This is a genomic window from Paraburkholderia sp. 35.1, assembly GCF_050436525.1.
Classification (GTDB): domain Bacteria; phylum Pseudomonadota; class Gammaproteobacteria; order Burkholderiales; family Burkholderiaceae; genus Paraburkholderia; species Paraburkholderia tuberum.
In genome coordinates, this window is record NZ_JBNDMJ010000003.1 from 624,095 (window position 1) to 643,712 (window position 19,618).

The window sequence follows — 19,618 nt, forward strand, 5'->3', positions numbered from 1 at the left end:
CCCGTTAGCTATTTGCTGCTGCGCGCGGCGCGCTCCACTTTCCTGGCCGCCGCTCGCAGCTGGTCGCAAAAGGCCTGAACGACTCGCGCCGATTCGGCGCCTTTGCGCGTGATGATCTGAAAGTCCAGATGTGTCACATAGTGCTCGGGATCGATGCGTGCCAATAGTCCACCGTCTACCCAAGGCTGCGCATAGTGAGGCGGCAGAAAGCCCACATAGTTGCCCGACAGGATGAGCATCGCGCGGCCTTCGACGTTGTCGACCGAGGCCGCGGCCTGCGCCATGTGCAGCAGCTTGAGCTCCTGGCTGCCGAGGTAAGCACGCGCAGCGAGGCGTTGTTTGCCAAGTACCGACAACGGGACACGGCCGCCCGCCCGCTCGTATAACGAGTGGGTCGATGCGCAGTAGAGCCCCTGCTCCTCCCGATAGAGTGACAAGTAGTCGAGACCGGGAATCTGCGCGGGAAATGGCCCCACGGCCAGATGCAGGCGCCCATCCAGCACGTGCTGCTCCATGCTCCCAGGCGTGTCGATCTGCACATGCAGACGGACGTCGGGCGCCATCTGGCCGAACTCCCGGATCGCTGCCGGCAGCGGCGAGTATTTGTCGGTCAAGGTTGCTTCGATCATGCCGAAGCGCAACACACCAGAAAGCTGATGGCGCAACGTGCCTGCTTCCATCTGAAACGTATCGACCGCGCAGAGCAGACGTTGCGCGGCGGCGTGCAGCTCCGCCCCTTCGTCTGTCAGCCGGAAACCCGCGCGTCCGCGCTCACACAGTCGTAGTCCGAGGCGTGTCTCCAGCTGCGACATGTATTCGCTGATGCTCGATGCACCAATGTTGAGAATCGGTTGCGCGGGCGGCGAAGCCGCCGCATCGGACGATGGTTTCGAAGATCCGTAACAGCTTGAGATCCGTGTCGTGAACTTGCATCGTACCGTCCCTCGGTTACTTCGGAAATTACCGAAATGTGTTTCATCAATGGTGCATTTTATTGGGGAATTTGGCTACACAGAATTGTGTGTCAACTCCACTGCCGTGGTTTCCATGCAAGCAAACGGACAGCGGGGTCTCAACGGGATGTCTTTCCAGGCCAAAGCGCAACGCGTCCGCCACCTCTGGCGGCAGGGCGATTTGATACTTCATGATGTGAGGAGAGCACGATGAAAAAATTGATCGCAGGTGCGGGGTTGACAGCAGTCGCTTTGAGCATGGTGTCGGTGCACGCGGCGGCGGGCGAGCAGGTGGTGAAAATCGGTTTGACCGGACCCTTGACCGGCCCGCAGGCCGCCATTGGCAAGGACGACGAAAACGGCGTCAGGATGGCGATCGAGCGTCTGAATGCCCAGGGGCTAGTGATCGGCGGTCAGAAGACCCGCTTCGAACTGGTCTCGCAAGATGATGCCGCCGATCCGCGTACCGGTATGACGGTTGCGCAACGCCTCGTCGACGACAATGTGAAGGTCATTTTTGGCCCGTTCAATTCGGGCGTCGCGATTCCGATTTCAAACCTGGTGAATGTCGCGGGAATCGTAATGGCGACCGTCGCATCGAACCCGTCGATCACGCAACACGGCTATCCGTTCGTGTTTCGCATCTCGGCCAGCGACACACAACTTGGCAGCCGCATGGGCGAATTTGCGGCAAGGAAGTTGAAGGTCAAGCGAATGGCTGTGATCGATGATCGGACAGCGTACGGCCAAGGTCTCGCCGACGAATTTATCAACGCAGCCAAAGCCAACGGCATCGAGATTGTGGATCGGGAATATACGACCGACAACGCGACCGACTTCGTCTCGATCCTCACACACATCAAGGGCGCCAACGCGGATGGGATTTTCTACGGCGGCTACTATGCGCAAGCCGGGGCGCTGCGCAAACAGATGAAACGCCTTGCGATGAACGGCTACCTGCTTGGTGGCGATGCCATGTGCAATGCCGAACTGGCAAAAGTCGGCGGCGACACGGTCGATGCGGGCGTGTATTGTCCGCAAGGTGGTCCCGTCCTCGATCAAACGCAGGAAGGGCGGCAGTTCAAGGCGGATTACAAGCAGCGCTTCCATACGGATCCATTGACTTACAGCGCCGCGTTATACGATGGCATGAACATCGTCGCGCGGGCCATGCACAAGGCCAATGCCATCGAGCCGGCACAGTATCGTGCTGCACTCGCTGGCATCGATTATCAAGGGGTGTCAGGGCACTATCGATTTGACCAGAACCGCGATCTGAAAGACTCGCCAATCACCATTTATACCTATCAAAACGGTGAGCCAACGCCGCTGGCATCTTCCCAGCCCTAGATCGAAGCGGACGCTTCGCAATCCCTACGCGACGTTCGCTGCCTGCTGGGCCAGACGGTAGCTTTCCATCAAGTCCGTCATGAATACCTGCAGGATGGTAGGGGGCACGGCGGCCCGCTTCGTGATTGCGCAGAATGGCCATTGGGTGCCGAACTGGTCGGGGCATATATGACGCATCTCGTCGCGTGCGACCCATCGGGCAGCGTAATGGATCGGCAGAAATCCGATGTACGCGCCCGATAGAATCAGGATGGCCTGCGCCTCGATATTGTCCACGGTCGCTGCGGCTTTACTGACGCTGAGCATTCGCAGGTCGTGCTGCTGCAGATAGCCGCGCGCGACCACGCGGCTGGACGCGATGGCCTGTTTGAGTGAGGCTTCGTCGGGCCGGAGGCCGGCGAGCACATGATGCTTCCCGCAATACAGACCGTCCGGTTCGCAATAGAGGTCGGTGTAGGTGAGCCCCGGTACGTGCAGCGGAAAGTGCCCGACAGCGACGTGCAACCGGCCATCCAGCACACGCTCCTCCAGTTCGGCAGGCGTGCCGACGTAGACATCCAGATGCACGTCGTGCCCTCTCGATACGAACGCCTGCAGTGCCTGTGGCAGCGGTGAGGCCGAGTCGGTCACCGTGTTGTCGATGATGCCGAGGTACAGCCTCCCTGAGACGTTCTTCTTTAGCGCATCCGTATCCACACAGAAGTTTTCGACCGCCAGTTGCAACCGCTGCGCCGCCTCGTAAGTCGCCACGCCGTGTTCGGTAAGACGAAAGCCGCTGCGCCCCCTCTCGCAAAGCTTGAGCCCCAGGCGCGTTTCGAGCGTCGTCATCTGTTCGCTGATGGTCGACTGGCTGACGTTCAGGGTTGCCTGGGCGGCGGAAAAGCCGCCGCTCCGTACCACCGTCATGAAAACCCTTAATAGCTTGAGGTCCACGTCCTGCAACTGGATCACCGTCGTCGCTCCGTTTGTGCCGCTTGCTTCGATATTTCCGATATGAACATCTGAACCACGTGATTTTTTCCCGCAGCCGTGTCGCGCATAGTCTCTCAAAAGGCCGCCCTGCCACAAGCCACGTTTATATCGATGTTCGCCGATGGTGTGAGCCGATGAGCCTCGCGGCGATCTCGTTAGGGGCCCGCCAAAGCGTTGCAGGATCCGGCGCATCCACGCGCACGAAACCGGCCCACCAGAGGCCGTGCAGCAGTTAATTCGTAACACAGGAGACAATTATGGATAAAATCGTACAAAATTATCTGGAGACGTTCGGGATCCGCGAAGAAACGCAACGGTTTCTCACCGGGCCGCAGAAGATGTTTATTGGCGGTGCCTGGGTTCCACAAGGCGACCGGGAGTCGTGCGCGGTGCTCGAACCATCCACCGGGGGCGTGATCACGCACATCCCCTTGGCGACGATCACCGATCTGGATCACGCGATCGAAGCTGCTCGCAAACAATTCGAAGGGGGACCGTGGCGAAAGCTCAAGCCTCTTGAGCGTGAACGACTGCTCCATCGCCTCGCCGATCTGATCGAAGCGAATGCAACGGAGTTGGCCGAGATCGAATCGATCGATGTAGGCAAGTCTGTCGGCAATGCGCGTGACGTCGACGTTCAGGGCACGATCGACACCTTCCGTTATTTTGCCGGATGGGCGTCAAAGCTCCATGGCCGCACGGTAGAACCCTCCCTGCCTGGCGATTACGTTGCCTACACGCGCAAGGAACCGATCGGTGTCATCGGCGTCATCGTCCCCTGGAACTTCCCGCTGCAAACGATGGCGTGGAAGGTGGCGGCCGCGCTCGCCGCGGGTTGCACCACCGTCATCAAGCCGGCCGAGCTCACGTCGTTGTCGACGCTTCGTTTCGCGGAGTTGGTGCACGAGGCCGGCATCCCAGACGGCGTCGTCAACGTCATAACGGGGCGAGGGCGCGATATTGGCGCGGCGATGGCCGCCCATCCGGGTATCGACAAGATCACGTTCACGGGTTCCACCGAAGTGGGCCGCACGGTCGGGCAAACTGCCGTGGGTGGCATCAAACGCATCACGCTCGAACTGGGCGGCAAATCGCCGGTGCTGGTGCTGGAGGACGCCGACATCGAGGCGGCTGCCCAAGCCGTAGCAAACGGCATATTCTTCAATTCCGGACAGGTGTGCGATGCGGGGGCACGGGTTTACATCCAGCGCGGCATTCACGACAAGTTCGTTGATGCGTTGATCGAACACACGCGTCAGATGAAGATCGCGCCCGGCCTCGATCGGGATTGCTTCATCAGCCCGCTTGTTTCCGCGCTCCAGAAGGATCGTGTCGAGTCGTATATTGAAGCCGGGCGGCGCGAAGGCGCGGAAGTGGCGTATGGTGGCCATTTGCTGGATCGGCCAGGCTACTTCGTTGAGCCGACGATCTTTACGCATTGCCGCAGCGAAATGAAGATTGTCCGCGAAGAAATCTTCGGCCCGGTGCTGGTGACCGCACCCTTCGACGATATCAGCGACGCGTTGTCGCTCGCGAATGACTCGCCATACGGTCTTGCCGCTGCGATTTACTCCAACGACCTGAATCGCGTACATAGACTGATTCCAGAATTGCGCGCCGGCACGGTCTATGTCAACGCGCACAGCACCATCGACCCGTCGATGCCATTCGGTGGATTCAAGGAATCCGGCTTTGGCAAAGACCTCGGCCCCGAACAACTCGATCACCTGATGGAGAGCAAGGCGGTCTGGATCACGCTGCACTGAGCCGCCAATCCGCCGACCGGGTCCATCGAACGTGCCCTGCGGGCGCGTGGCGAGCGGGTGTGGCGGCGTGGCATGCATGACCGGTCTATTCTCATTCCATCAACCTCTCACTCGAGTCAGGGGTACATGATGCAAGCAGCAGACGAAGCAGTGAAAGGTGCCGTAGCGGGGGTTGAGCACGGCGCCATCGAAGGCCATTCGATAGATTTTATTCCGGATAACGAACGAACTGACAGGCTATCCAGGCAGGGACCGTTCTGGTTTCTGGGTAATTTCACTTTTTTTACCATGACCATTGGCTTTGTCGGTCCCAGCATTGGACTGAGCGCGCTGTGGACCACCATAGCCGGCACGCTGGGCATCATGTTCGGCACCTTATTCATGGCCTTTCACGGATCGCAAGGTCCTCACCTTGGCTTACCGCAGATGATTCAGTCGAGAGCGCAGTTCGGCTATCGCGGGGTCATCGTCGTGCTGTTGGCGACGCTATTCGTGTTCGCCGGATTCAACATCGTCAACCTCGTGCTGATGATGCAAGGCCTCAAAGCACTGTTCAACTGGGACCCCGTCAAGGTGGCGCTCGCTGTGACCCTGCCGGCTTCGATTCCGGCAATTCTCGGCCACGACTGGATGCACCGGAGTTTCAAATGGGCGTTGTATCTGTCGCTGCCCCTTTATGGACTCGTCACGATGGCCGTGCTGATGCATTGGGTGCATGACGTGCCGCTCCCCGCTGTCGCGCCTGGGACCGCGCCACCGCCACCGCTGGGCTTCGGCTGGATCGCTTTCATCGCGCAGTTCGCAGCGGCCGCCAGCTACAACATCGCCTACGCACCGTATGTATCCGACTATTCGCGCTACCTGCCGAAAAACACGCCGAGCGGCAAACTGATCGCGGCCGTGTTCCTGGGCGCATCGCTGTCGGGGGCGTGGATGATCACGATTGGCGGCTGGCTGGCAGACCATCTGCAGGCAACCGATGTGCTAGTCGCGTTGAATCAGGTGGGTAACGACCTCGCACCGGGGATGGGCAGCGTTGTGGTCGGCGTCACGATCCTGGCATTTCTACCGGTCATCGCGATGAACATATATAGCGCAAAACTGACGACTATCACCGCAGTTGATTCATTCCGGAAACTCCAGCCTACCCCGAGGACTCGCATTCTCGCGATTATCTTCGTGGTGATCCTTCAGCTCGGTGTTGCCCTCAGCATCTATACGTCGGGGAAAGGTCTTTCCGTCCTGAATATTTACCTGGTCGTCATGCTGTATTTTCTGGTGCCGTGGACTGCTGTCAATCTGACGGACTACTTTTTCGTTCGCAAGGGCCGCTATGCCATTCCACACTTCTTCCTGCCTCACAACAACCTGTACGGAACATGGGGCTCGCGCGGTCTGACTGCTTACGCAATCGGATTCGTTTCGATGATTCCGTTCTTCTGCGTGCTCGACGGCGCTAACGAGGTGTATGTCGGGCCGCTTGCCCGCGCGATGGGCAGCGTCGATCTGGCCTGGCTGGTCGGTCTGTTGGTCTCCGGCCTTGCGTACTACGCATTGTCACGCTCGCTCGATCTAAAGCACGAAGAGTCTGTCATCGCCTCTATCGAGAAGACATCACCGCAGTACACCGCCGGCGACAAAGGTCGCTACTGAACCATAGACGACCCCATCAAGATCCAGGAAGCAGGCAAATATCATGGCTACCGAGCAATTCGATTACATCATAGTTGGCGCTGGATCGGCCGGGTGTGTATTGGCGAACCGGCTCACCGAGGATCCGGCGGTCCGTGTTCTGGTGCTGGAATACGGCGGAAGCGATCGCAGTGTCATCATTCAGATGCCGAGCGCATTTTCCATGCCGATGAATACTTCGAAGTACAACTGGCGCTATCAGACCGCCCCCGAAGCTCATCTGAATGGCCGCCAATTGCATTGCCCGCGCGGCAAGGTGCTGGGCGGATCGTCGTCGATCAACGGCCTCGTTTATATTCGCGGGCACGCTTGCGACTTCGACGAATGGGAGGGATTGGGTGCACGAGGCTGGGGCTATCGCAACTGTTTGCCGTATTTCAGGCGCGCTGAGAGCTACAAGTTCGGTGGCGACGAGTACCGGGGCGCGGCGGGACCACTGTCCACGAACAATGGCAACAACATGGCGAATCCGCTGTACGGCGCCTGGATCGAGGCAGGCGCCGAGGCCGGATACATAAAGACAGAAGACTGCAATGGCCATATGCAGGAAGGCTTTGGCGCAATGCATATGACCGTCAAGGATGGTGTGCGCTGGTCTACTGCTAATGCTTACTTGCGCCCCGCAATGAAGCGGCCCAATCTGACCGTGGTGACGAATGCGATGACCCGCCGCGTGATTCTCGAAGGCAAGCGCGCGGTTGGGGTCGAGTACGATCACGGCGGAAGCACGCACGTTGTGCGATGCCGTGCTGAAGTACTGATCGCCTCGGGCCCGATCGGGTCGCCTCACCTGCTCCAACGCTCCGGAATCGGGCCGTCCGAATTGCTGCGCAAGGCGGGGATCCAGGTCAGGCATCACTTGCCCGGCGTGGGCGAGAACCTGCAGGATCATGCGGAAATCTATATTCAGTATGCCTGCAAGGAGCCCGTCACCCTCAACGCGAAAATGGACCCGTTCAGTAAATTCATGATCGGGCTGCGGTGGCTCTTGTTCAAGGATGGACTGGGGGCAAGCAACCATTTTGAGGCCGGTGGATTCATCCGCTCGGAAGCGGGTTTGCGCTGGCCTGACATTCAGTTTCATTTCTTGCCCGCCGCCATGCGCTACGACGGCGACAAGCCGTTCAAGGGACACGGGTTCATGATATTGACCGGACCGAACAAGCCGAAGAGCCGGGGCTACGTCAGGACGATGTCGGCAGATCCCTATACGCATCCGGAACTCCGCTTCAACTATCTGGATCGCGAAGAGGACCGCGAGGGCTTTCGACGCTGCGTCCGGTTGACGAGAGAAATCATCGGGCAGCCGGCGATGGACCGGTTCCGCGATGTCGAACTGGCTCCCGGCCCGCACGTGCAAACGGATGAGCAAATCGACGCCTTTGTCAGGGCGAACCTGGAAAGCACGATGCATCCGTGTGGTTCGTGCCGCATGGGGGAGGATGACATGGCTGTGGTCGATTCCGAGTTGCGGGTTCGTGGCATGGAGGGCTTACGAGTCATCGATTCATCCGTATTCCCGACCGAGCCCAATGGCAATCTGAACGCGCCGACGATCATGCTCGCCGAGCGCGCGTCCGATCTGCTTCGCGCGGTCCCGATGCTGCCCGCGTCCGATGCGGAAGTGGGCTTGGCCGAGGGGTGGGAGACACGGCAACGTACGCATGCGCCGACGCGAAATCTGTTTGTCGAGTAGGTTGAGATTGCCGGCGCGGAGAACGGGGGGCGTTTTCTGACTATCGAGTAGAGATGATGCAACCCCCATGACCGAAGCGTGTTAGCCAGGGCGCGGCGGGCGACCGTCGCATGCTATACGGACTTCGGTCATTCGTTTTGCCGGGCTGAAGGACGGCTGTGGGTCGCAAGTACTCGTTCACTTTCCGCGGGACGAGCCATTCGCGACCACCGACCTGTGAATGACAGGAAAGCGCCCCATACCCGCCTGACCGGCACCGATGCTCGAATGACGGCTCAGGCCGAGAAGCTGTATTCAGCCTCGCGTCGGTGAATGGCCGCTAGTCGTGGTTGAACAGCCGCAGATCCCGCGGCGCCCCTAACGACGGCAGATGGACTGCAGGGATGATTGAAGACAGCGAGCTGTCGCAGTATGAACCGGGCCGCGTGCCTCGTTCAATTTCGTCTCGGTCACCAAGCCGCGGCACAGCCATACCCCACTGTCTATTTCGGTGTCGCGATCAATCACATCGCCGCGGGTCCTGCGCCAAACCCAGCCCGGTCAACCCGAGGCACGGCATGCACCCGGTTCCCCGCTCCCCGCCCTTGACCCGCGACCGTAGCCGATAGCGGCCACGCATCAAGGGGCGAGGGACCGTGTTGCCCGCACCCCTCCCTCGCCTTTTTCCTTGACGCCTGCCCGCGATCGGCTCCTCGAGTCGCACGGGCGGGAGCCAGGGAGCCAGGCGGCAGCAAAGCCAACCCCAAGTTCCACCGGAAAGTGTCCAGCCGCAACGGCAAACCACATTCCATCGCCCGGTTCAGGTCCTCAACCTTGACTGTGGAGACTGCCATGCAACTCGCTTCCTCTTTCCATTACGGCTCCCCGATGCTGCGCGCTGACTCGCCGCTTTCAGACGATCAGATCCGGCGCGTCGCCCCGTCCATCTTCGCTGATGGCAAGCACGAAAGCCGTTCGGAACGTTATACCTATATTCCGACCATCGACGTCCTGCGCGGTCTTCGGACCGAAGGCTTCCAACCGTTCATGATCTGCCAGACCCGCGTGCGCGATCAGGGCAAGCGCGAATTCACGAAGCACATGCTGCGGCTTCGCCATGCTGATCAGATCACTGGCGAGGAAGCCGATGAGATCGTGCTGCTGAATTCTCATGACGGCACCAGCAGCTACCAGATGCTCGCAGGCACGTTCCGCTTTGTCTGTCGGAACGGCATGGTCGCGGGCGACAACATCGCCGATATTCGCGTACCACATAAAGGCAACGTCGTACAGAACGTGATTAACGGCGCGTTTGACGTTCTCGACGGCTTCGACCTGATCCGCGAGCAGAAGGAAGGTATGCGAGCCGTCGAACTGAACCTCGACGAACAGCATGCGTTCGCCCGCTCCGCCCTCGCCCTGCGCTACGACCCGACCGACGCCGAGGCAGCCGCCCCGGTCACCGAAAGTCAGCTACTGGTGCCGCGCCGTTTCGAAGATCGCCACGACGATCTCTGGACGGTCTTTAACCGGGTGCAGGAAAACCTCACCAAAGGCGGCCTGCACGGGCGCTCTCGCAGCGGGCGCGCCATGTCCACGCGCCCCATCACCGGCATCGACCAGAACGTGAAGCTCAACCGTGCGCTGTGGATGCTCGCTGACGCCATGCGCCAGATGAAGGAGTAAGCGCCGCAGGGGCGGGAGCGTTTTGCCTTCCTCGCTCCGTCACATTCCATCAGGACTCCTATCCGGGTCACGTCCTGGTGGAATCGGACAGCACCCGACCCGGAACCTTCCTTTTTATTTTTCTGGAGTCAGTCATGCAAGCTCAAGTCGAAACCGTCAAGGCGAACACCGACGAAGGCGTCTCGCCGCTCGAAACCAACTTCGGCGACGAACAGCCGCTCGTCACCGTGCCGTATTCCAGCCTGCGGTCCTCACCGCTCAACGCCCCGCACGAAACCGCTGTCGGGGATCCCGGCGCTCGCCGCCAACATCCGGGCGAGGGGCCTGCTGCAAAACCTCGTCGTCCACGACATGAAGCGATCGCGCGGCAAGCAGCGCCGGTATGGCGTCTGCGCGGGCCAGCGCCGAAAAGCCGCGCTCGACCTGCTGTTCGAACAGAAGCATATCTGTGGCCGACTATCCGGTGCCGGTGCGAATCGTCAGCGAAGGCAAAGCCCTCGCCATTTCGCTGATCGAGAACAGCGAACGCGAAGCACTCGACCCGTTCGACGTGCTGCGCGCATACCGGATGCTGGCCGAGGAAGGGCGTAGCGTCGATTACATCGCGGCGCTTTTCTCCGCCTCGCCGCTCACGGTCAAGCGGCGCATGAAGCTCGCCAACGTATCGCCCAAGCTGCTCGCCAAGCTGCGCGAGGACGCGATCACGCTCGAACAGCTTGCCGCACTCGCCCTCGCAGACGACCACGAAACGCAGGAACACATCTGGTCCGACGCGAACGGGTGGCAGCGCCAGCCGAACTACCTGCGACAGGCGATCACGCGCGCCGAAATCGATGCGAGCCGCAGCCGCCTCGTCCGATTCGTCGGCCTCGCCGCCTATGAAGCAGCGGGCGGCTACATTCGCCGCGATCTGTTCAGCGACGACGAAAACTCGGGCTACATCGCCGACGCCGAACTGCTGCAGAAGCTCGTCGCGCAGAAGCTCGACGCTGCTGCCGCCGAAGTGCGGGCCGAGGGATGGGGCTGGACGGAAACGCGCATCGAACGCGATTTTGTCGAACTGAACCGCCACGGCAGGTTGCGCCCGGTGCAGCGCCCATACACCGAGGACGAGCAGCGCGAAATGGACGCCCTCACCGCGCAGCAGGATGAACTCGCCGAAAAAATCGAAGCACTGGCGGAGGACGACGAAAGCGCCTATGAGGAAGCCGACCGGCTCAACGACGAAATTGAGCGGGTCAATGCGATGCTCATCGCACTCGAAAACCGAGCGCTCGCATGGGACACGCATCAGATGGCCGAGACGGGCGCATTCGTGATTGTCGGGCCGCAGGGTGAGTTCGTCATCGAGCGCGGCCTCGTGCGGCGCGAGAACAGCGCGGCACTGGACGCGGCAGGGGCAACCGTCACCGGCATCGCCGCAGCCGAAGGCCCGGACGCGCCGTCCACCAAGGCTCCGAAGATCAAACCCGTCCACAGCGCGAAGCTCTGCCAGCGGCTCACGGCGCACCGTACCGCTGCCGTCCACGCGGAACTGGTCGCCCAGCCCGCCATGGCGCTCGTCGCCCTGCTGCACTACCTGACCCCGAAGGCACTGCCCGAGCACTTCGGGCACACGTCTGCGCGCAGCTATCTCACACTGTCCGGCGAGAACAACCACGACAGTCTGCTGCGCGCGGCCGACGACCTGCCCGCCAGCCCCGCCTGGAACGCCATCGAGACGCAGCAAACGCGCTGGATCGATGAACTGCCTGCCAGACGAGCGGACCTGCTGCCGTGGCTGATCGAACAGGACCCCGTCACGACGCTGCTCGACCTGCTTGCATTCTGCACCGGCACCCTGCTCGACGGCATCGCGGGCGAGGAAAAACCGCATGCGATCAACACGCTTGCGGGTGCGCTGAACCTCGACATGACCCGGTACTGGACGCCGACGCGTGCGACGTATTTCGATCACGTGAGCAAGGCACGCATCGCGGACGTTGTCTCCGCTGCCGTGTCACCGAAAGCCGCCACCGACCTCAACAAGATGAAGAAGACCGACGCGGCAGCCGCCGCCGAGCTTCGGCTTGCAAAGGTGGCATGGCTCCCGGAAATACTCACCGATCGCGAAGCCCCGGCCACGCCGTCACGGGAAAACCGTGACGACGAGGATAAAGACGGCGCCGATGCGGGCGATACCGGCAACGGCGCGGACGACACGCCGGAAGACGAAGACGTCGATGCTGAGCCGGATGCCGGTAACGGCACGGAGCACGTCAACGATACGCCCGCCGACGCAGAAGCCGCCCCTGTCGCCAGTAGCCCGCTGACGTCGTGGCCGTACCCGACTTCGGACAGCATGGACAGCGCGCAATCCGGCTCCCTCGTAGCGTGATCCCACCTTTCGCCCCGCCAACGGGACGAGGCAGGCGGCAAGCCCGAATGCGCCGCCTGCCAGACCTGAACCGGTGGAACACATCATGACCAACCGCATCCGCATGGCCGTGCTCACCATCAATGCCGAAGGCTCGCCCGACCTCTCCCTGACTTTCGTTGAAGCCACCGATCTGCAATCCAACGAAGGCAAGCACTACGACATGGCCCTTGCCCGCGCCGAAGATGAAGGCTACCAGGCACCGATGATCGCCTTCGACCAGAACGACGCGGCTGCAGACGTGCTCCGCCACGCTGCTGAATTCATGGAGGGTGACACCGCACCGCCGAGGTATAACCCGTGCGGGCAGACGGCGACCCGTCTGCCCGCCCCCAATGGACGCCAGCCCACCATCCGGCCAGCCCGCCCGCGCCCGCGGCCAGCAGCATCACAATCAGTCCGCCGACGACCAGCCCATAGCACGCCCGCACGAGCCGCCGCAGGGCGACGCGCTCGAATGACGTGAGCGTCGTGTCGATCCGTTTCTGTTGGTCACGTACGGCGACAGCCGTCGCCCCCACGAGCCGGTTACCGGCAACGCGGGCAATGTGATTCGCCGCCCGCTGCGTGAGTGTAGCCAGCGCCTCATCGTTCAGCGCCGCAAGCGCGGCCCGGTTGCGCGCCTCATGTTCATCGATCATCTGCCCGGCCAGTTCAATCGTGGCCTTGCAGCGCGCGAGCGCGTCACGATGCTGCGTCATCAACGCATCCGTCGCTGCCCGCGCCTCCGTCCGCACGACATCCAGACTGCCCGCGCCTGCCTGCCGGATGCGCTCCGGCATGGCCTCGTAGAGTCGCCCGTAGTGCTCGAGCATGACCAGCACAGACCACAGCGCATCGTTGTCGCGGAGGTTGAGCGCACTCGATACCCGACGCATTCGCAGCACACTGGCATCGTCAGGCAATTCGCCCGTGACGTCGAGAAACAGACAGGCGAGCTCGTCCACCGGCCTGCCCTGCCTGCTATCCATCGACCGTTACCTTGGCGAACATGGCATCGCACAACGAACGCCAACGCAATAGCTCGACCCGTTCACCGATATGCATCGTCTCCGCTGCCTTGCGAATCGACATGCGCCGACTGCGAAGCTCGTCCGCGACCCGATCCGCAAGATCAGGAAAATCCAGTGAGTGACCGCGCGATTCGATGAAACGGCGAAGCTGCGACCCCTGATACAGCGTGAACTTGTCCGCCGGACCGAAGTAGCCATTGCGTACGACGTTTATCACCGCGTCCGGGAACGTCTCGTTGAAAGCGCTCAGCAATTCAAGGCTGTCGCGTTGCCGGTTGATCACCCACAGGACAACAAGCCGGCGCCGAAGCTCGCCAAGCGCGCCGGCCAGTGTCGCCCCGAACTGCTCAACACCCGTCTGGCTCCGCGCCGCCGTGTTGACAACGATCGCTGCGTCTCGTTGCTCGTCGCAGAAATTGACAAGGCCGATCCAGCCGTCTGCATCGTCCAGGCTATAGGCAATGCAGCGCATATCATCCTGGACTGCTTTCATCACGTCTGGGTTGGAGGTATCCGTTTCCACAAGCGCCGCATGAATATCCCGCCGTAGCAGATAATCGGCCAGCGCGAGCGCAACAAAACTCTTGCCTACGCCGCCCTTGCTGCCACCAACGAGATAGATGGGGTAAGTCGTCATGTCCATTTGAATCCTCTAAAGGTTCTCGGTGTCAGGCCTGATCTCGAATGAGAACGCGTCACGCATCACCATGCTTCCCGGCCTACTGACAATCTCTCCCGCATCCTGCTTTTGATTTTCTCTGACAGCCTCCGCGCGCGGTACATCGTCCTTGCTTACCTTCTTCGTACGAGGCGATGGCGCGGCATTGTCTCGTGCCGGTTCCTTTGCAGACTGTCGAGCTGGTTTGTCTTTCTTCGATGGGTATAACGCGTACTTGACAGAGCCAACGCTAAAATCAACGCCCTTCTTCCGTGCATGTTCAACGATTTCTTCCAGCGTATATCCCTTCTTCCTCACCGCACCGATTACCAGACGCATCTCTTTCATCGCATCGGTAATAGAGACACGCTGCTCGGCCTCTGGCTTGACCGGCAGTGATTCCAGAGTGCGGACAAGCTCATCCCATTGCGCCCGGGTATAGCTTTTCGCAACTGGCATGGTTCGCTCCGTCGTGCTCTCTTTATCCCATCTTGTTCACTCGGGAAGACCTCGTCAACACCTGTTTTTGGCCGGATTTTCGCTATCGGAACGTCATGGAATCAGACGGATCGCGTTGGAATTAAAGAAATATTTTGGACACGTCTGGCACGAGCAACGGACCGGGCCGATGTCCGGAAAGACGTAGCGAAGGGATTCCGGGCAAACTCCACGACGGCGCAGGCGCAGAACGATCACAGGCAACGGGCTGAATCGTGCTGGCCATCAGGATTCACACAACGGAACTGCGAGCCGATAGAGACACGATAGTCTCGCAGACTATATCCCTTACTCTACGAACTCCCGATAGCCCTGCCTGCATATCTTTGGGAAAGACCGGCGAGATTTTAGGAGATCAACAGCCGCCCGAAGCTGAATCGACGTTGCCGATTCAGCGCGTGCGATTACCGACTCCAGCCGCGGCCCTCGCAGACATCTGACATTCAGGTAGCGGCAGTGGACCGGATCACTACGCAGAAATCCGCCTGCCCAGTATGCAGACTCGTTCAATCGACATCCCGCACCATGAGATTCGGTGTGCGGTCGAGCAAAGGAAGAACAGCGGATTCATGGGGTGCATCCCGCGGACGCATCTGGCCACCTTACGGAAATTCCCGGCCAACCTCGCTGAAAGCGCTTAGCCGGAAGATAAAAACGGACATTGAAACGAGGTATGGCAGGATAGGCTTGCGCCGGTTTTGGGCACCCAGGGGGCCAACGCTTGAATTCCAAAGGGTCGTCCGCGCTGCCTCCGCATCGTCATCGTGGTCGTACGCGCCGTATTCATCGCCGACGCACTGAACTGGATGCCCAACACTGAGCCTATGCAGAACACGACAATAGGATATGGAATTAAGCTCTGACGATCAAAATTTTGCTCATTTCTTTTATGTCTACATGAACCCCCCGTTTGCGCCAGATGTTCGAGGTCTTGACGAATAGGATGGGCTGCAGCTCTACATCCGTACATGGACTCCCGCCTATGAGCAAGATCGGTTTGCATTTTGAGGGTCACGACTGCGTCCGTACATTCGGCTTCTGATGTGCTTGCTGCTGCACGAGCCATCATGGAAATTTGCGCGCTTGCTCCTCATCGGCCTTCTGGCTTCGTACTGCAGCCGCCGGATATATCAGGATCTGCAAGCGCCGGTCCGACCGGTTCGCCATGCTTGCTGCTTCTTGCGCAATCGCGAAAGAAATAAAGCCATACTCAATATCTGTTGCCTGTTACGCAACTCGGAAGCAGCCGTTACCTGTCAATATTGCCCATGCAATGCGCGCCGTCTTGTTCGCCAGGGCGATCGCAGCAATGCTCACGTGGCGGCGTTGCATCACAGCCTTGATCCAGCGACTGTGCCGATCGTCGCGACGGTTCACGAAGTGCATGACCGCGCGGGCGCCCTGTACAAGCAGGGTTCTCAGATACAGTGCGTGACGTGCCACGAGAAGCGCACGATCGTCACCGGCATGCCGCTGCGCAGGTGTCACGTAGCGGATGCCGCTATGACGATGCTCGAAGTTGTACCACTGCACGAAGCCGGCAGCCCAGTTGCGAGCAGCGTTCAGGTCCTCGAAGCCTGTGACCGGAAACTCCGGCCGGTACTTCGCGGTTCGGAACAGCGCCTCGGCGTAGGCGTTGTCGTCGCTGACCCGGGGGGCGCGAGTACGACGGCTTGACACCCAGCCAGTGCAGCATCGCCAGCACGGTGGTGGCCTTGAGCGTCGCACCGTTATCGCCGTGCAGCACCGGCCGGGTCTCAAGGACGGCAATGCCTTCGGAGAGCGCCGTACGACGCACGAGATGAGCAGCGTGTTCGGCCGCGTCGCTGTCGTGCACCTCCCAGCCGACAATCTTGCGGCTGTACAGGTCCAGGATCATGTACAGGTGGAACCATCGCCCTGTTACCGTTGCCGGCAGATAGGTCATGTCCCAGCACCACACCTGGCGCGGCGCCGTGGCGACGTGCGTGGTCGGCGGCCGGGCGCTCGAAGGCGTTCTGGCACGACCACGGCGCGTCATCTGCCCATGCTCGCGCAGCACGCGCGCAAAGGTCGATTCGCTGGCGATGTACACGCCTTCGTCGGCCAGCATCGGCACGATGCGCGCCGGTGGCATGTCGGCAAAGCGCGGCTCGCTGGCTACGCGCAGCACGTTCGCCCGCTCCTGCGGGCTCAGGGCGTGCGCGGGCAGCGGGCGCGTCGCGCCGGGCCTGGCGTCACCCTTGACGAGCCCCTCATGGGCCTTCCAGCGCTGCAGGGTACGCACGTCGATCCCGGCCACCTCGCAGGCCAGGCGCAACCGTGCGCCAGCCAGTCTTGCCGAATCGATTTCCCGGGCCAGGAACTGGCGATCTTCGAGGCCGATCATTCGTCCTCGCCCTTGTCCGTGTTGAAGATCGCCCCGAGTTTTTTTGAAAGAACCAGCAATGCGGCTGCCTCGGCCAGTGCTTTCTCCTTGCGCCGCAGTTCGCGTTCCAGTTCCTTGATGCGACGCTGGTCCTGCTTCGTTTGCTGTGGACTCGCACGGGCCTCTTCGGGCTCGGCCAGCGCCTGCGTGGCCGCTTGCCGCCACTGCGCCAGTTCCTGCGGATACACGCCATGCTCGCGGCACCACGCATTGCGGGCCGTCTCGTCCATCGCTGCCGTGCTCAACACCGCTTCGAAACGCGCGGCCGCTGTCCAGGCCCGCTCGCGAGCGGGCCTGGACAGCGCATCACTGCGCCAGCGCTCCAGCGTCTGCGCGCCCACACCGATCTCTCGCGCAACCTCTTCCACTGATGCGCTCTCCGGCGGCAACAACCGCGCCACCGCTCTGTCCTTGAATGTCTTTCCGTAACGCGTCAACTTGTTCTCTCTTTATCGCCCCCAGATTCCAATTTTATCCAGGCGACAACCATTGTGACGCGGGGGGGGGGGGGGGGGGGGGGGGGGGGGGGTGCCAGCACCGCCCAGATTATTCGGGCAAGCTTGTTAGCCATTGCGACGATGACGACATTCAATGGGCGTCGCTGTTTCATCTGTTCGACCCAGACACCTGGCTCTTTCGCGCGATAGATGATGCTCCGCGCGCCGTGAACCAGCAGAGTTCGGAGATACGTGTCACCTCGCTGATATGACTCCCGGTGTCAATCTGGATCGGTTTTGAAAATCCACACCATGGTTAAAGCAAATTTCCTGAGGCCGGCGTAGCTGTAAATCTCGACGGTGGATCACGCTTCTATGAGCAGACTTCTGTCAAGATCCCTTTTCCCGAAATTTCCATAACCTGTCTGACCTGTGTTTGGTCTGAAGCCGCCCTTGCGCTCGTGAGAAGAACCAGCATTCTCACCGCCTTCTATCCGCTGGCGTATCACCAGCCTTATCCCGCATGCGCGTTACGCCGGAATCATTCGCCCCGGGAACATGCCCCATCTGAAAGTATTCGGTTGCTTCAGCAACCCAGTGTGACCACGGGATGTTCACTTCAACCATGTTTGCCACGTCACTGCCTGGCCAAACCTTTATCTCCTTCCTGCCAAACTGTAGGGGCTTATGTGGACTTCAGCTGTGCGCCGTCAGGGATGACGCCGTCTTTCAGATAGCGCCACAGCGCAATGGCAAGACGTCGCGCGACCGCGACGATGGCGATGCGTCGCGCGCGTCGGTTCGGTCCCGTACCTTGTGTGCGGTGGTTAAACCATTTCGCCAATGCGCTGCCGGGCTGGTAGCGAAGCCAGGTCCAGGCCATCTCGATCAGCAGCGCGCGCACCCGCCGGTTTCCCTGTTTGCTGATCCCCTGGTCGACCTGGCTTTCGCCACTGTCGTAGGGCTGTGGCACGAGCCCGATGCACGCACCGACTTCGCGGCGGTTGTCGAACTCTCGCCAGAATAGCTCGAGGGCAAGGCGCGAGGCGCCTACTTCGCCAATCCCCTGCAGGCGCGCCAGCGCATCGCAACGCTGGCGCGCGGGTGCCGGTACGTTTGCCTGTCGCGTCTTCTCCAGCGCCGCAAGTTGTTGTTCGACGAGTGCGAGGCGTTCGCACTCGCGCATTAAACGCTCACGCAGCTCGTGCGGTAACGGCGCTCCGTCATGGCAGCGCACCTCCTCGCGTTCGAGCCGCTTGGCGAAGGTACGGTGATCGACCGCATCCCAGCAACCGAGCGTGACCAGGAGCTTGCGCATCCGGTCGCGGTGCTGCAGCACTTCCTTCTGCAGTTGGCCGCGCTCGCGCATCAGCTGGCGCGATGCCTCATCCTGCGGTGACGGCACGTGCACAACGTGCATGCGGTCGCGCTCGCCGCGCAGCCATGCGCGCAGATTGATCACCAGCTTGATTACATCGAGCCGGTCGGTCTTCGCGCGCCGTCTGTGACGTTCAACCGGGGTGCTGGCCGGATCGATGACGTAGCACTCGATGCCGTGCACCTGCAGCACGCGACAGATCCAGAACGCGTCCTGCCCGGCCTCGTAGTTCACGACCGTGCGTACGCCGGCCGGCAGCGACCACTTCTCCTTGTGTGCCTCGATCAGGTCCAGGACCGCCTGCAGACGCGCTGCGGCCTGTGGTTGTGCGAGGGTGTGCACGGCCGGCTTCTCGCGCCGGCCGTCGTGAAGCGCGACTTTCCATTTGGCCGCCGCCAGTTCCAGCGACACTGCCAGCACGAGTACGTCACCATGACCCGTGTATGCCTGATCGGTACGCATGATGTTCTCCTGTAAGCAAACCTCGGCAAGCTGATTTTAGACGTCAGCACGTCGAGGCCCTCGCTTCATAGGATCTGATATTCGCAGGTTGGTTGCCGCCTTACAGAGGTCCGTCTCATAAGCCTGTCGCTTCCTTACTACGCAAGTCGACTGATGCCGTTGCCAAACGCGGTCGCGGATTACTCGAATACCGGGCTGCGCCGCCTTCAGGAAACTTCAAATTTTTACTGCTCGTCGGTTTTTTCAGAAGCTCCG

11 protein-coding genes and 3 pseudogenes are annotated in these 19,618 nt (G+C 60.9%); 6 read left to right on the forward strand and 8 right to left on the reverse strand.

The genetic code is table 11. The features are described 5' to 3' along the window. Window positions 1-8: 8 nt before the first annotated feature. Window positions 9-812: a LysR family transcriptional regulator gene (locus OKW27_RS22890; protein ID WP_429334965.1), complete on the reverse strand. Its 804-nt coding sequence runs from the start codon at window positions 810-812 to the stop codon at window positions 9-11. A 351-nt stretch (window positions 813-1,163) separates the two neighbouring features. On the opposite strand from OKW27_RS22890, the gene OKW27_RS22895 reads away from it, so the two are divergent. Further along, window positions 1,164-2,303, forward strand: a complete 1,140-nt coding sequence (locus OKW27_RS22895) for a branched-chain amino acid ABC transporter substrate-binding protein (RefSeq protein ID WP_429334966.1) — start codon at window positions 1,164-1,166, stop codon at window positions 2,301-2,303. 24 nt (window positions 2,304-2,327) lie between these two features. On the opposite strand, the gene OKW27_RS22900 is transcribed toward OKW27_RS22895, so the two are convergent. Next, window positions 2,328-3,254 carry a LysR family transcriptional regulator gene (locus tag OKW27_RS22900; RefSeq protein WP_429334967.1) on the reverse strand — a complete coding sequence of 309 codons (927 nt, stop codon included), beginning with the start codon at window positions 3,252-3,254 and terminating at the stop codon, window positions 2,328-2,330. A gap of 278 nt (window positions 3,255-3,532) precedes the next feature. On the opposite strand from OKW27_RS22900, the gene OKW27_RS22905 reads away from it, so the two are divergent. The 5 genes and pseudogenes from OKW27_RS22905 (at window position 3,533) to OKW27_RS22925 (ending at window position 12,471) form a co-directional block, all read left to right on the forward strand. Beyond that, window positions 3,533-5,041 (forward strand): aldehyde dehydrogenase family protein, encoded by a 1,509-nt coding sequence (locus tag OKW27_RS22905; protein ID WP_429334968.1) that lies wholly within the window; start codon window positions 3,533-3,535, stop codon window positions 5,039-5,041. A 126-nt stretch (window positions 5,042-5,167) separates the two neighbouring features. Further along, window positions 5,168-6,694 carry a purine-cytosine permease family protein gene (locus OKW27_RS22910; RefSeq protein WP_429334969.1) on the forward strand — a complete coding sequence of 509 codons (1,527 nt, stop codon included), beginning with the start codon at window positions 5,168-5,170 and terminating at the stop codon, window positions 6,692-6,694. Window positions 6,695-6,737: 43 nt separating this feature from the next. Next, a complete protein-coding gene (betA, locus tag OKW27_RS22915) occupies window positions 6,738-8,429 on the forward strand; it encodes a choline dehydrogenase (protein WP_429334970.1) in 1,692 nt (563 codons plus the stop codon). 831 nt (window positions 8,430-9,260) lie between these two features. Continuing rightward, entirely contained in the window at window positions 9,261-10,094 is an 834-nt protein-coding gene (locus tag OKW27_RS22920) for a DUF932 domain-containing protein (RefSeq protein ID WP_429334971.1), read from the forward strand. Window positions 10,095-10,228: 134 nt separating this feature from the next. Then, a pseudogene (locus OKW27_RS22925) lies at window positions 10,229-12,471 on the forward strand (ParB/RepB/Spo0J family partition protein). A gap of 302 nt (window positions 12,472-12,773) precedes the next feature. On the opposite strand, the gene OKW27_RS22930 reads toward OKW27_RS22925, so the two are convergent. From OKW27_RS22930 to OKW27_RS22955, 6 genes and pseudogenes are all read right to left on the reverse strand, one after another. Then, complete coding sequence (locus tag OKW27_RS22930) at window positions 12,774-13,481, reverse strand: hypothetical protein (protein ID WP_429334972.1); 708 nt, start codon at window positions 13,479-13,481, stop codon at window positions 12,774-12,776. After that, complete coding sequence (locus tag OKW27_RS22935; RefSeq protein ID WP_429334973.1) at window positions 13,474-14,166, reverse strand: protein mobD; 693 nt, start codon at window positions 14,164-14,166, stop codon at window positions 13,474-13,476. Before OKW27_RS22935 ends, OKW27_RS22930 begins: the two co-directional genes overlap by 8 nt. A 9-nt stretch (window positions 14,167-14,175) precedes the next feature. Continuing rightward, window positions 14,176-14,640 carry a hypothetical protein gene (locus OKW27_RS22940; RefSeq protein ID WP_429334974.1) on the reverse strand — a complete coding sequence of 155 codons (465 nt, stop codon included), beginning with the start codon at window positions 14,638-14,640 and terminating at the stop codon, window positions 14,176-14,178. Between the two features lie 1,455 nt (window positions 14,641-16,095). Further along, a pseudogene (locus OKW27_RS22945) lies at window positions 16,096-17,523 on the reverse strand (IS3 family transposase); the annotation flags it as partial. Beyond that, window positions 17,520-17,789, reverse strand: a pseudogene (locus OKW27_RS22950) (hypothetical protein); the annotation flags it as partial. The pseudogenes OKW27_RS22945 and OKW27_RS22950, both read right to left, overlap by 4 nt. Window positions 17,790-18,208: 419 nt before the next feature. Further along, window positions 18,209-19,363 (reverse strand): IS110 family transposase, encoded by a 1,155-nt coding sequence (locus tag OKW27_RS22955; RefSeq protein ID WP_429334975.1) that lies wholly within the window; start codon window positions 19,361-19,363, stop codon window positions 18,209-18,211. Window positions 19,364-19,618: the final 255 nt, after the last annotated feature.